This window comes from Rhizobium sp. AB2/73 (genome assembly GCF_020871915.1).
GTDB classification, from domain to species: domain Bacteria; phylum Pseudomonadota; class Alphaproteobacteria; order Rhizobiales; family Rhizobiaceae; genus Rhizobium; species Rhizobium dioscoreae.
In genome coordinates, this window is sequence record NZ_CP067071.1 from 216,006 (window position 1) to 229,554 (window position 13,549).

The window sequence follows — 13,549 nt, forward strand, 5'->3', positions numbered from 1 at the left end:
CCCCCTCATCCGACCCTTCGGGCCACCTTCTCCCCAAGGGGAGAAGGAGCTTATGGTGCTCATCCGCCTCCATATGCGATAGCCCTGCCCACAAGGGGAGAGGGCTAGGGTGAGGGGACACGCACAAAGAGGCGGCATCACAAAACATGCCTGACCTGCTGCTCACAACCGCCAAACTCACCGCCACATACCCCGCATCCGCGCTCCCACATCGACGCGTACCTCCCGCGCCCGGATAGCGGCCGCGCTTTCAGCCCGTGCCTGCGGCCAGCCGCAGACCTCGAAAAACTGCAGCAAGGTCGCGGGAATGAAACGGGTGCGCGAGGCAAACACATGCTTGTCGCCCTGCGCATGTTGACCGTGCACGAAGAAGCGCTGCGGAATGACAAGATCGAGATTGTCCTTCGCTCTGGTCATCGCGACATAGAGCAGCCGGCGCTCTTCTTCGATCTCCGCGGACGATCCGACGGCGAGATCGGCGGGGATGCAGCCGTCGACGGCGTTCAGGATGAAGACCTTCGTCCATTCCTGACCCTTGGCGGAATGGATGGTCGAGAGTATCAGATAGTCCTCGTCAAGCAGTGGCACGCCGGCCTGATCGCTCGTGGCGTCAGGCGGATCGAGCGTCAGTTCCGTGAGGAAGCGCTCGCGCGAGCCGTAACCCGCGGCGATCTGTTCGAGCTGGACGAGATCCGCCTGGCGGGTCGCGGCATCCTCATGCGCGCGTTCCAGATGTGGCTCGTACCATTGGCGAACGAGGCCGATTTCCGCCGGCCAGCCGGCCTTGCCGCTTTTGACCTCGCGCATCGTCTCGACGAAAGCGGTCCAGTCGTCTCCCGTGCGCGGTGGCGGCGGCAGTTCGGTGAGCGCCGTAATCGGACTTGCCTCTTCGCCGATCTGGTCGAGCACGCGCTGTGCCGTGGAGGGACCGACGCCGGGCAAGAGCTGCATCAGGCGAAAGCCGGCGACCCGATCGCGCGGGTTCTGGGCGAAGCGAAGCGCCGCCAGCATGTCCTTGACATGAGCACTATCGAGGAACTTCAGCCCACCGAATTTGACGAAGGGAATGTTGCGCCGCGTGAGTTCCACTTCCAGCGGGCCGCTATGGCTGGAGGTGCGGAATAGCACTGCCTGTTGCTTCAGCCTTACGCCGCCCTCACGATTTTCCAGTATCTGATCGGCGATGTAGCGCGCCTGATCGGCCTCGTCGCGCACCGTCACCAGCCGCGGCCGTTCCGTGCTTTGCCGCTCGGTGCGCAGGTTCTTGGTGAAGCGCTCCGAGGCGAGATCGATTACAGCGTTGGCGGCAGCAAGGATCGGCTGCGTCGAACGGTAGTTGCGGTCGAGCGTGACGATATCGGCCGAGGGCGTGAAGGCTTTCGGGAAGTCGAGAATGTTGCGCACGGTCGCGGCGCGGAAGGAATAGATCGACTGCGCATCGTCACCGACGACGGTCAGTCCGCGGCCATCGGGCTTGAGAGCCAGCAGAATGGAGGACTGCAGCCGGTTGGTGTCCTGATATTCGTCGACAAGCACATGGTCGAAGCGGCTGCCGATATCCTCGGCGATCAGCGGCTCTTGCAGCATATGCGCCCAATAGAGCAGCAAGTCGTCGTAATCGAGCACGTTCTGCGCCTGTTTCGCCTCGACATAAGAGGCGAAGAGATCACGCAGCTGCTGCTCCCACATGGCGCACCACGGGAAGTAATCCCGCAGCACGCTGTCGAGCGGCGCTTCCGCATTGACGGAGCGCGAATAGATCGCAAGGCATGTCGCCTTGGTCGGGAAGCGGTTCTCCGTCTTCGAGAAGCCGAGATCATGGCGCGCAAGATTCATCAGGTCGGCGCTATCTTCCCGGTCGTGGATCGTGAAGGCCGGATCGATGCCGATCTGCTCGGCATAGTCCCTGAGCAGACGTGCACCGATGCCGTGGAACGTGCCGCTCCATGCCAGCGCGTCGGCGTTAATGCCGGCATTCGCACCCAGCACCTCGCGGCAGATCCGCTCGACGCGGCGGCCCATCTCGGCGGCAGCGCGGCGCGAGAAGGTCATCAACAGGATGCGGCGCGGGTCCGCACCTCTAACGATCAGATGCGCGACGCGATGGGCAAGCGTATTCGTCTTGCCGGAGCCGGCCCCGGCGATGACGAGCAGCGGCCCGGCAATATGGCCGTCACCGCTCGTGCCATGTTCCACCGCCAGCCGTTGCTCCGGGTTCAGCTTTTCCAGATAGGCGGCGGTCATCGACTCTCCTGAGTAACCTCCGGCGGCAGGCGGAGCGCGGCATGCGGCGAATCGCAAGCGCGAAAATATATGGACGTTCTATGGATGTTCCGAATCGCCAAAGCCTGTCAAGATGAACAGGGCCTGCACGCGGATGTGACCTCTGGCACAAGAATCTTATCCGGATTTGCACTCGTCCGGCTCGAAAAGGATCTTCTTCGTGCTTATGTATCATTCCGGCGCAGCATTTTGAGTTTTTGGGGCTTCGTAATGCGTAGAATGAAGGTTTCAAAACATGAACGAAACGATTGCCACCGGGCTGCGTCTGCCTAGCGGCCTCGTGGCTTTGCCGGACGGCCGCCTGGCGGCCGTGGAAATGGATGCCAGCCGCCGCTGTCTGAAACTTTTCGACGCAAGCGGCGTACCGCAGGAACTTTGCCGTGTCGGCGGCCGGCCGATGGGGATTGCGGTCGATGGCGACGGATGTTTCTGGGTAGCCAACGGCCCGGAGAATTCCCTTGTCAGATTATCGGCGCAAGGCCGCGTCCTGCAAGTCATCGAGGGTAGCGCGGATGGTCCGTTTCTGCATCCGAATGCACTCGCTTTCGGACCCGACGGCCTGCTTTACATGACTGATTCCGGCATCCGTCTTGCCAATCTTCTCGAAGGCGGCCACATCCATCCCGATTTCTTCAAGGCGGCTTACAATGGCTGCGTCTATCAGATCGATCCGGCTGAGGGGCGGGTCATCCGTGTCCTCGCAGCCGGTCTGCTCTTTGCGAGCGGCATTGCCTTCGATGCCGATGGATTGCTCTATTATAGTGAAACACTGACTGGAAAAATCTATCGGCAGGTCGTTGGCGGCAGGCAGGAAATGTTTGTCCAGTCGATGACATCGCCCGCCGTGAACGCGCTGCGCGGGCCGGCCGGCCTCGCCTTTGATCGCAGCGGCGTGCTTTACTGCGCCATGTACGGCCTGGGTGAAATTTCCATGGTGGACGCCGAGGGAAAAATGGCCGGTCATATCCGTACGGACGGCGCGCGCCCAGCTAATATTGCCTTTACCGTCGACGGCAAGCATCTGCTCGTCAGCGAGCAGGAAAACGGTGTCGTGGAAAAGATTACGGCGCCGCGTCCGGGCTTGCCTTTGCATATGCCGCCGATTTCGTAGGGCGGTGGAGGACATGCCCGGACGCCGGACATGTCCTCTTTTCATTTATTATGCGGCAGGAATCTGCTTGTTGTCCTTACCGGATTTGCCGTCTGTCGATGCCGCATCATTGGCAATCGGCTTGGCGTGACGGCGGCGCCAATCGCCGAGGAACAGCAGGATCGGTGCTGCGATGAAGACCGACGAGGCACCGGCAACGAGGATGCCGAACACCATCGGGATCGCGAAGCTGGAGACGGCGCTGCCGCCCCAGATTGCCATCGGCACCAGCGCCAGGAAGGCGGTGGCATTGGTGTATAGGCTTCGCGCCAGGGTCTCATTGATCGACTTGTCGATGATATCTCGCAACGGCATCGACTTGTAGAGCCGCATGTTTTCGCGCATGCGGTCATAGACCACGACCTTGTCGTTTACCGAATATCCCACAAGCGTCAGGATCGCGGCGATGGCCGTCAGGTTGAAATCGAGGCCGGTGATCGCGAAGAAGCCGATCGCCTTGGTGACGTCGAGCACCAGCGTCACGATGGCGCCGACCGCGAACGGCCATTCGAAGCGATACCAGATGTAGAACAGCATCGCCAGGCTGGCGATCACGACCGACAGGATGCCGGCCCAGGCAAGCTCGCCCGAAACCTTCGGACCGATGACATCGGTGCCTTCGATGGTCGCGCTCGGGTCGATCTTGACGATTTCGGCTTTGAGCTTGGTCACTGCCGCCGTCTGCGCCTCTTCGCCGCCGTCCTGGCGCTGGGCGCGGACAAGGAGGCTGTTATTGTCGCCGAAGGACTGCAGTGCGATTTCGCCGAGGCCGAGCGTGTTCAGGCCCTCGCGGAACGTCGCCAGATCGGCCGCGTCCTTGGTCTTGACCGACATCTGGATACCGCCGCGGAAGTCGACGCCGTAGTTGAGGCCCGGATGGATGAACAGGACCACCGAGGCGAGCGACAGGATCGCCGAGACGGTGACGCCGAAGAAGCGGGCCTTCATGAACTGGATGTGCTTGTCATAGGGGCTGAAGGGGATCAGCGGCCTGATGTTGATCACCTTCAGCTTGCGGCGACGGGTAATGGCGATCATCACGACACGCACGAAGGCGACGGAGGTGAACATTGAGATGATGAGGCCGAGACCCATGGTCACGGCAAAGCCGCGAACCGGGCCGGAGCCGAAGTAGAACAGGATGGCGGCGGCAATCAGCGCCGTCATGTTGCCGTCGATGATCGTCGAATAAGCCTTCTTGAAGCCGTTATCGATGGCGGCGAAGGCGCCGCGGCCCTTGCGGGTTTCTTCGCGGATGCGCTCGTTGATGAGAACGTTGGCATCAACCGCGAGGCCGATACCAAGGACGACGCCGGCGATGCCGGGCAGCGTCAGCGTGGCGCCGACAAGCGTCAGGGCCGAGAAGGTCAGGACCGTGTGGATGAGCAGGGCAACATTCGCCAGAATCCCCCAGGCGCCATAGAGCACGAAGATGAAGGCGGCAACCAGAACGAAGCCGACCAGGCCGCTATAGATGCCCTTCTGGATCGCGTCGCTACCAAGGTCGGCGCCGACGGTGCGCTCCTCGATGACGGTGAGCTTGGCCGGCAGGGCGCCGGCGCGCAGCAAGGCTGCAAGCGTGGTGGCGCTGTCTGCGGTGAAGTTGCCGGAGATCTGGCCCGAGCCGCCGGTGATCGGCTCGCGGATATTAGGCGCACTCAGAACCTTGTTGTCGAGGACGATGGCGAAGGGCTTGCCGACATTTTCGCGGGTGATTTCGGCAAACCGGTTGGCGCCGGCGCTGTCGAAGCGGAAGGTGACGAGCGGCTCGTGCGTGTTCGGATCGAAGCTGACGCGGGCATCCGTCAGGCGGTCGCCGGACAGTTCGATGCGGTCGAGAACCGGATAGCTGTTGCCCTGCTCGTCCTTCATGATGGTGACGCCGGGGCCGGGATTGTTCGGATCGACGTTGTCGGCCAGCAGGTGGAAGGACATCTTCGCGGTCGAGCCGAGAAGCTCGCGCAGGTGCGACGGATCCTGTGCGCCGGGAAGCTGGACGAGAACGCGGTTCGGGCCGACGCGCTGAATGGTCGGCTCGGCAACGCCCACCTGGTCGACGCGCTTGCGGATGACTTCAAGGCTCTGCTGAACGGCGGAATCGACGTTGGCCGAAATGCCGGCCGGCGAGAAGGACATCGCGATCGTCGCGCCATTCGGCTTGATGTTGAGATCGGACTGGCCGGCCGAGAGGCCCGACGTGATCGTATTGGCCAGCGTCTGCAGCTGCGTCACGGCATCGCTGCTTTGCGAGGCGTCGCTGAGCGTCACGACGATCTGGTCGCCATTGCGGACGATCGAGCGGGTCTGGATGTTCTTGTCGCGCAGCACGCGGCGCGCGTCCTGCTGCAGCGATTGCAGCCGGCCGTTCGTCAGGTCCTTCTCGTCGACTTCGAGAACGAGATAGGAGCCGCCGCGAAGGTCGAGGCCGAGCGACACCTGGCTGTGAGGCAGCCAGGATGGGATCTTGCTGAGAACCGACGGCGGCAGCGCGTTCGGCAGTGCGATCAGAAAGCCAATGACGATGATCACCGTATAGAGTGCCACGAGCCATGGTGAGGTACGCATGGGTATTATCCTTGAAAATAGGCTTATGCCGACGGTCTGGCCGCGGGCGGACTTGAGGTCGTGTCGGAAATGCAGCGCGTCTGCGCCAAACGCTTAGGCAAGCGCGCCTGGAGGCGCACGTGCGAGATAGGCGCGAAACGCCAGGGATTCGAAGCGTGTGGCATCATTCGGGCGGTACGATTGCCACGAGGTTGCGGGATATCCGAGGGTAGGGAGGGCAGCAAGCGTTGCAGGCCCAATATCGTGCCATGTGGCCTTCGGCGTCACCAGCCGATCGGCAACGACGATTCCGCGGACCGGGTCACGCAGCGATAGATAGAGAGGCTGGGTGTCTTTGCCCGAGGAGAGCGCGTCCGCATCGGCGCGCGCGGCAAGGTTGATGCCACCGCCAAGCGCCAATCCGATATAGGCGAAGAATGCGACGAACAGCGAGGCGATCACGCGCGCTCCGGCGCGGTGCGTCCTGTCTTCTCTATCTTCGCTGTCGGCGGCGCCGAATTCGAGCGGGCTCAACGGTCCAAAATGCCTTCATTCCTTTGCCGGAGCGAACTCCAGCGGTTCGGTCATGATAACAGGACGCTTGGCGTCTTCCTAGTGTGGCCTGTCATGATGCAGTTGCACGAGCCGGTCAACAGTCCCGGCTCGATTTCTTAATTTTCCGTCGCACCCGCTGCCGACGATTTAGGCGCCAGGCAGGATGCCGGCACGCGATAGGCATAAAGCGTCTTGCCCTTCATCTCGCCATAGGGTGGCGACCAGCTCTTGATGAGCTCGGCCTGGCCTTCCGGGCAATCGATCGGATCGTTGTCGACGAACAAGACCGGACCGGTCACGCTGGCCGGCAGGGAGAAATCCTGCTCGTAATAATTCGCGGGGAAGCCGCCGAAGTGGCGGGCATAGATGTGGAACGGCTTGCCTTTCAGCGTGTAGTAGAGATCGGCGAGGATGTCGCGGTCCTGGGCAACGATTTCAGTCAGTTTCGCCTCCGTGGCGATATTGGCGATTTCTTCACTGATGACGCTGCGGCCGACATAGCGCTTCATGACGAGATCGCCGTTCGGCAGCTTGATGTCGTAGGCAAACACCGTCAGCACCGGGATCACGAAGGCGATAACGGCGCCTATGATCAGGGAGGTGCTCAGCCCCTTTTTCGTCAGGCGATAGAGCAGCCAGACGGCGAGAATGGTGCCTGCGGCATAGGCCGAGACGGCCCAGTTGGCATAGGCCTTGGCGAGGAGGGCCTGCAGCGTGATCAGCGCCACGACAGGCACCGATAGCCAGAACAGCAGCTTTTCCCTGTCGTCGCTCTGCCCGCGGATCAATCGCCACGTCGCCCACAAAAGCGCATAGAAGACGACCGGGCCCACCACGCCGAACTGGGCGCCGAAGAAGCTCAGTCCGTTGAGTATGTGCTTCAGCGGGGTGTTGCCGCCGCCGCTCTTGCTCCATTGGGCGATGTTTTCGGTGTGCTTTATGGTCGTCGCATCATGGGTGAGATTCCACCAGAGATTGGGGGAAACGACGATGGCCCCGATAATGGCGGCAATGGCAACGTCCTGCCACGCGATACGCGCCGAACGCATCGTCAGCATGGCAATGCCGACGCCGGGCAGAAGGAAGAGCACCGAATATTTCGTCAGGAAGGCGATGCCGAGGCTGGCACCGAGGATGACAGCTTCCAGCACCGAGGAACGCCTGGTCAGGCCGATAAAAGCCCATATGGCGATGGTCACGAACAGGATCTGGATCGTGTCGGTCGATACCAGCACGGCGGAAAGCGAGGCAGCCGGCAGCGTGATGAAGATGACGCCGACCCATGGCGCGATCTCGCGTCCCGTCTCGTCATCGATCAGCCGCCGCGTCGTGCACATCAGCATCAGGGCGGTGGCGAGATGGAAAAGCGGCGCCGATATGCGGATCCAGAAGGTCGAATCCGAGCCGGAGATCGTATTGAAGAAGCGGATGACCCAGGCAATCATCGGCGGCTTCGAATAATAGCCGAAATCCAGATTCTGGCCCCAAAACCAATATTGCGCCTCATCGACGAAGAGGTCCGTCCTGTTGAGGAGCAACATGAGCACGCGCCAGAGCGTTACTCCGAAGATAATCGCAAGGGCGAGGCCCAGCGAAAGTTTCTGGGCATTTGTTCGGGAATGGGTCGTGTCGAGCATTAAAGGATGGGTCTCGGTGCCTGATCGTGAGGCTTAATACGGAACTATTGAGGCCAAAGCTAGCTCCCTGCCATCCGCGGGAACAGCAGCGCTCGCATCGTGGCCGCGAAGTGCCGTATGTCCGATTTCGGATATCAGATGTCCGCTAAAGCTTGCCTAGAGAATGCGAGGGGTAGCTTTGCCGCGCGCCTCTTCGATGCGGTACAGAAGCATGAAGGCAGCAAGCGTCAAGCTGGCCATCAGCGAGGCGGTCAAACCAAGAACAATCATTGCTCTCTCCGTAGCGACATCGAAACTGTCTATCCCTTGGGGAGTAAGGGATGAAGCTTGCTCGTGACTTGCGATCGATGTTCTTCCACGACGACAAACTATATCGGAAAGTAATCGCTAATTTAGTGTAGATCAGTAGGAGACATGCCTTCTTCCGTCATTAACCTTCGGGCAAGGAATTAACCATAAATATTGAGCCTGAACGTCGGAATGGGAAAATTGTGACTCGTTCTCAGCAGGCATGAAGCCGCCCCGTCGTACCGGGTCCGATCCGGTATCCATGTCATCAAACAGGTCCGCAATAGACTTTGATGAACGAGCGAGCTTCGGTGCCTCGATCAAATGATCGACGGCTACGTCTGCCTTTCCTCGCCTCCTCATTGCGCCTGGCGCGGATCATCAGCGGCTTCGCCGGCGCTTGAATGCGCGGCAGTTCGGCAGGGACGACTTTGGCGCACGATTCGCCGTCAGATCAGGCAGGCAAGGCGCAGGCTGGCAGCCTTCGCGACCGCTTGCGTTTTGCTGGTCTCGATGCCGAGCAATGCGAAACCTTGCGCCGTCACCGGCCGAAGCTAGAGGCACATCTCAAAGGCGGCCTGCGCGATCTTTTCCATCGCTTCCAGACGTTTCCGGATGCCGCCCGCAATTTCACCAGTGAAAGCCAGCTCGAACGGCTCCAGGATTTGCAGTCGTCGCACTGGGATGTGCTGACGGATGCGCGTTTCGACAGCCTCTATGCCGAGCGCGTCAAGGTTCTGTCCGACAGCGAAAGCAAGATGGGTCTCGACCCGCGCTGGCACGTCGCGGGCCATGGCGTGATGCTGGAGCACATTCTTGCAGGGCTCCTGGAAGACATGGGCGGCCGCGCCATCCTGCCGGGAGCCAAGCGCCGCGCCCGCGAACTGAACGAACTCGTCACAGCGATCGTGCGGCTCGTCATGGTCGATGTCGAGATTGCTGTATCGCTGCGGTTCAACGAATTGCGGGTCGGCCACCAGCGCGCTCTGGCGGAACAGCGGACGGCTGATCGCGCCGAGGCTGCAGCCTTCCTCGCTGAGCTTGCCGGCGGCCTTGCCGACCGCGATCTGACGACGCGCCTGCCGATGGATTGTCCCGAAGCCTATGCCGAGGTTGCGGAAGCCTTGAATGCGGCGATGGCGGATATCCAGCAGCAGTTTTCGGTTCTATCCGGCGGCGTGCTGGCGGCTGAGACGACGGCCGAGACCATCGCCCGCGCCTCGAAATCCCTGGCGGAAACGTCATCGGAGCAGTCGCAGGGCCTTGCGGCGTCCGCCCGGCAGCTTGCGGAGCTTGCCGAACAGGTCCGCGGCAATGCTGCCAATACGCGCTCGGCCGAGCGCGTCGCCGCATCTACGCGTACGGCGGCGGAAGACAGCGGGCGGATCGTCGGTCAGGCAATCTCGGCCATGGCCGATATCGAGACCTCGGCTGAAAAGATCGGTCAGATCATCGGCGTCATCGATGAGATTGCCTTCCAGACCAATCTTCTCGCACTGAATGCCGGTATCGAGGCAGCCCGCGCCGGTGACAGCGGCCGCGGCTTTGCCGTCGTCGCGCAGGAAGTTCGCGCGCTTGCCCAGCGTTCCGCCGATGCGGCACGCGAGATCAAGGCTTTGGTGACGGGAACAAAGGCGCAGGTGGATGCGGGCGTCCAGATGGTTGGTCGCACCCAGGATGCGATCGGCAGCATCGTCCGCCAGGTGACCGATATCAACGACGCCATATCAGGCATTGCTGCGGCAAGCGACGAACAGCTCGCCGGCCTCAAGGCGTTGATTTCCGATATTGGCGGCTACAGCGAGCGTGCCGCAGCCGCCGGGAACGAGGCAAGCCGCTCCGAGGAAGATGCCGATCACCTCCATGCCGTCGTCGTCGAACTTGGCCGGACCGTCCGCGAATTCCGCATCGAGCGCGAGCGGCGCCATGCGACTTCGGTCAAGGCCGCGCCGCAACGGCAGCTTTCGGCTCGTGATGAGTTCAATACCGTGCGGGACGAAGACGAGATGGCCGATTTCGGCTTCCCGCTTCGCAGGACCGCGACGGGAGGCGAACGCAATGCCTTTTGATTTTTCAGTTTCATGCACATGCGGGCCGATCGGCCCGATTTCAGACAACAGGGAATAAAGCGATGCCGAGCAGGAAAGGCGAAAAGACAATCAGTCTGGCCGCGGTGCTGGACCTCAACGAGGCCTCCGCCCTTCGCGGCACGTTGATGGGGTTGCGCGGCAGCAATGTCGCGATCGATGCGTCCGGCGTCGAAAGGATCGGGACCTTGTGCGTGCAGGTCATCATGGCCGCCGCCAAGACCTGGGATGAGGACAAGCTCTCCTTCACCTTCTCCAAGGTGTCGGATGCATTTCAAAAAACGATGCAGGTGATCGGGGTGGATATCTCCCATCTGCTTGCCAAGGAGATCCGGCAATGAAGAAAAAAGTGCTGACCGTGGATGATTCACGGACCATTCGAAACATGCTTCTCGTCACCCTCAACAATGCGGGTTTCGAGACCATTCAGGCCGAAGACGGTGTCGAGGGCCTGGAAATCCTGGAAGAAGCCAATCCCGACGTCATCGTCACGGATATCAACATGCCGCGGCTCGACGGCTTCGGCTTCATCGAGGGCGTTCGCCGCAACGACAGATACCGCGCCGTTCCGATCCTCGTTCTGACCACCGAAAGCGATGCGGAAAAGAAGAACCGTGCCCGCCAGGCCGGTGCGACCGGCTGGATCGTCAAGCCGTTCGATCCCGCCAAGCTGATCGATGCCATCGAGCGCGTAACCGCCTAGACAGGATCCATCCCTCATGGACATGAACGAAATCAAAGAGATTTTCTTCCAGGAGTGCGAAGAGCAGCTCGCCGAACTGGAATCCGGTCTCCTGAAAATGAATGATGGCGACCGCGACCCGGAAACCGTCAATGCCGTGTTCCGCGCCGTTCATTCCATCAAGGGTGGGGCAGGTGCCTTCGGTCTGGACGACCTGGTCGCATTCGCCCACGTCTTCGAGACCACACTCGATTGCGTTCGATCCAACAAGCTGGAGCCGACCCAGGATGTCCTGAAGGTCATGCTCAAGGCCGCCGACGTCCTGGCGGATCTCACCAACGCCGCGCGTGATGGCGGCAGCGTCGATCAGGCCCGCAGCCGCGGCCTGGTCAAGGAACTGGAAGCCTTGGCAAACGGCGATATTCCCGCGCCGTCAGCCTCAGTGCTTGCCGATGTTGCTCCGAAGCCCGTTGTGGCCGCGCCCGCGCCAACGGATGAAAGTGGTTTCCAGCCGATCCCCTTCAGCTTCGACGACGATTTCGGCAGCGATGAGCCGGCGGTCGATACGACGCCGGAATACGAAGTCAACTTCAAGCCGCGCTCTGATCTCTACGCTAAGGGCAACGATGCGACGCTGCTGCTGCGCGATCTCTCGCGGCTCGGCGAGATGAATATCTTCTGCGACATGGATGCGCTGCCGGGTCTCATCGACCTCGATCCCGAAGGCGCCTATTTCAAGTGGGCAATCTCGATCAAGACAGACAAGGGCGAAGATGCCATTCGCACTGTCTTCGAATTTGCTGAATGGGACTGCGATCTCGATGTCCAGCTGGCTGGAAGCGGCGGGTCTTCGAGCGGCGAAGAATTGCCGATGATACCGGTGCCCTTCGATCTCTCGATCCTCCATGACGGCGCCGCACCGGCTGCCGAAACCGTAGAGGAGACATCCGCGCCGAGAAACGATGTCGCTGCCGCCGTGGCTGCTGCGGAAACCGCAAGCAACGTCACGCAGCTGGCCTCGGCTGCCGCACGCGTCGAGAAGAAGGAAGCCGCCCTTGCCGCCGCTGCCGCTTCCAACGCAGCCGCGGCACAGAACAGTGCCGCCGCTGCCGCCGCCGGGCAGACCATCCGTGTCGATCTCGATCGTGTCGACCGCCTGATCAACCTCGTCGGCGAGCTTGTCATCAATCAGGCGATGCTTTCCCAGAGCGTCATCGAGAACGACAATAACGGCGCATCCTCCATCAACATGGGTCTCGAAGAGCTTCAGCAGCTCACCCGCGAGATTCAGGACAGCGTCATGGCGATCCGCGCCCAGCCGGTGAAGCCGGTCTTCCAGCGTATGTCGCGTATCGTCCGCGAAATCGCCGACATGACCGGCAAGTCGATCCGCCTGATCACCGAGGGCGAGAACACCGAAGTCGACAAGACCGTCATCGACAAGCTTGCCGAGCCGCTCACCCACATGATCCGCAATGCGGTCGACCATGGCGTCGAAACGCCGGAAAAACGCGCGGCACTCGGCAAGAACCCGGAAGGCACCGTTCGCCTGACGGCAAAGCATCGCTCCGGCCGCATCCTCATCGAGCTTGCCGACGATGGCGCCGGCATCAACCGCGAGAAAGTCCGCCAGAAGGCGATCGATAACGATCTGATCGCAGCCGATGCCAATCTTTCGGATGAGGAGGTCGACAACCTGATCTTCCTGCCGGGCTTCTCGACCGCCGACAAGATCTCCGACATCTCGGGCCGCGGCGTCGGCATGGACGTCGTCAAGCGTTCGATCCAGGCGCTCGGCGGCCGCATCAACATCAGCTCCAAGCCGGGGCAGGGTTCCGTCTTCACGATGAGCCTGCCGCTGACGCTTGCAGTTCTCGACGGCATGGTGGTCACCGTTGCCGGCCAGACGCTCGTCGTGCCGCTGACGGCGATCGTCGAGACGTTGCAGCCTGAGGCTTCCGCTATCCACTCCTTCGGTGCGAACCATCGCCTGATCTCGATCCGCAACAGCTTCTGCCCGCTGGTCGATGTCGGCCGTATTCTGAATTTCCGCGCTACCCAGGCCAATCCGGTCGAAGGCGTCGCGCTGCTGGTTGAATCGGAAGGCGGCGGTCAGCGCGCCCTCATGGTCGATGCCATTCAGGGCCAGCGCCAGGTCGTCATCAAGAGCCTTGAGGCCAACTACACGCATGTTCCGGGCATTGCGGCGGCAACCATCCTCGGCGATGGCCGCGTGGCGCTGATCCTTGACGTCGATGCAGTGGTCGGCGCTTCGCGCGGCCAGTCGCTGAAGCCTGAAATGTCTTATGCGGCGGTGGGGTGA

The 13,549-nt window shown here is 61.5% G+C and carries 9 protein-coding genes; 5 read left to right on the top strand and 4 right to left on the bottom strand.

Annotation, left to right across the window (positions count from 1 at the left end):
- Positions 1–177: 177 nt before the first annotated feature.
- Entirely contained in the window at positions 178–2,244 is a 2,067-nt protein-coding gene (locus I8E17_RS01155) for an ATP-dependent helicase (protein ID WP_069611285.1), read from the bottom strand.
- 274 nt (positions 2,245–2,518) lie between these two features.
- Between I8E17_RS01155 and I8E17_RS01160 the strand changes: the two genes are divergently transcribed.
- Positions 2,519–3,394 carry an SMP-30/gluconolactonase/LRE family protein gene (locus I8E17_RS01160; RefSeq protein WP_069611286.1) on the top strand — a complete coding sequence of 292 codons (876 nt, stop codon included), beginning with the start codon at positions 2,519–2,521 and terminating at the stop codon, positions 3,392–3,394.
- Positions 3,395–3,442: 48 nt separating this feature from the next.
- Here the strand turns inward: I8E17_RS01160 and secD are convergent, their stop codons facing one another.
- The 3 genes from secD to I8E17_RS01175 form a co-directional block, all read right to left on the bottom strand.
- Positions 3,443–5,998, bottom strand: a complete 2,556-nt coding sequence (gene secD, locus I8E17_RS01165) for a protein translocase subunit SecD (RefSeq protein ID WP_069611287.1) — start codon at positions 5,996–5,998, stop codon at positions 3,443–3,445.
- A gap of 93 nt (positions 5,999–6,091) precedes the next feature.
- Positions 6,092–6,511, bottom strand: coding sequence for a hypothetical protein (locus I8E17_RS01170; protein WP_069611288.1), 420 nt, complete (start codon positions 6,509–6,511; stop codon positions 6,092–6,094).
- Positions 6,512–6,648: 137 nt separating this feature from the next.
- Positions 6,649–8,169 (bottom strand): glycosyltransferase family 39 protein, encoded by a 1,521-nt coding sequence (locus I8E17_RS01175; protein ID WP_069611289.1) that lies wholly within the window; start codon positions 8,167–8,169, stop codon positions 6,649–6,651.
- Between the two features lie 719 nt (positions 8,170–8,888).
- On the opposite strand from I8E17_RS01175, the gene I8E17_RS01180 reads away from it, so the two are divergent.
- The 4 genes from I8E17_RS01180 to I8E17_RS01195 all read left to right on the top strand — a co-directional run bounded on the left by I8E17_RS01180 (position 8,889) and on the right by I8E17_RS01195 (position 13,549).
- Entirely contained in the window at positions 8,889–10,526 is a 1,638-nt protein-coding gene (locus tag I8E17_RS01180) for a globin-coupled sensor protein (protein WP_069611391.1), read from the top strand.
- Positions 10,527–10,588: 62 nt separating this feature from the next.
- Complete coding sequence (locus I8E17_RS01185; protein WP_069611290.1) at positions 10,589–10,885, top strand: STAS domain-containing protein; 297 nt, start codon at positions 10,589–10,591, stop codon at positions 10,883–10,885.
- Positions 10,882–11,247, top strand: a complete 366-nt coding sequence (gene cheY1 / locus I8E17_RS01190; RefSeq protein ID WP_004128526.1) for a chemotaxis response regulator CheY1 — start codon at positions 10,882–10,884, stop codon at positions 11,245–11,247. The genes I8E17_RS01185 and cheY1 overlap by 4 nt, the downstream gene beginning before the upstream one ends.
- Positions 11,248–11,263: 16 nt before the next feature.
- Complete coding sequence (locus I8E17_RS01195; RefSeq protein ID WP_069611291.1) at positions 11,264–13,549, top strand: chemotaxis protein CheA; 2,286 nt, start codon at positions 11,264–11,266, stop codon at positions 13,547–13,549.

Bases quoted from the DNA above. Each gene is read 5' to 3' on its own strand.
- I8E17_RS01155 (WP_069611285.1), bottom strand. From the start codon at position 2,244: ATGACCGCCGCCTATCTGGAAAAGCTGAACCCGGAGCAACGGCTGGCG.
- I8E17_RS01160 (WP_069611286.1), top strand. From the start codon at position 2,519: ATGAACGAAACGATTGCCACCGGGCTGCGTCTGCCTAGCGGCCTCGTG.
- secD (WP_069611287.1), bottom strand. From the start codon at position 5,998: ATGCGTACCTCACCATGGCTCGTGGCACTCTATACGGTGATCATCGTC.
- I8E17_RS01175 (WP_069611289.1), bottom strand. From the start codon at position 8,169: ATGCTCGACACGACCCATTCCCGAACAAATGCCCAGAAACTTTCGCTG.
- I8E17_RS01185 (WP_069611290.1), top strand. From the start codon at position 10,589: ATGCCGAGCAGGAAAGGCGAAAAGACAATCAGTCTGGCCGCGGTGCTG.
- cheY1 (WP_004128526.1), top strand. From the start codon at position 10,882: ATGAAGAAAAAAGTGCTGACCGTGGATGATTCACGGACCATTCGAAAC.
- I8E17_RS01195 (WP_069611291.1), top strand. From the start codon at position 11,264: ATGGACATGAACGAAATCAAAGAGATTTTCTTCCAGGAGTGCGAAGAG.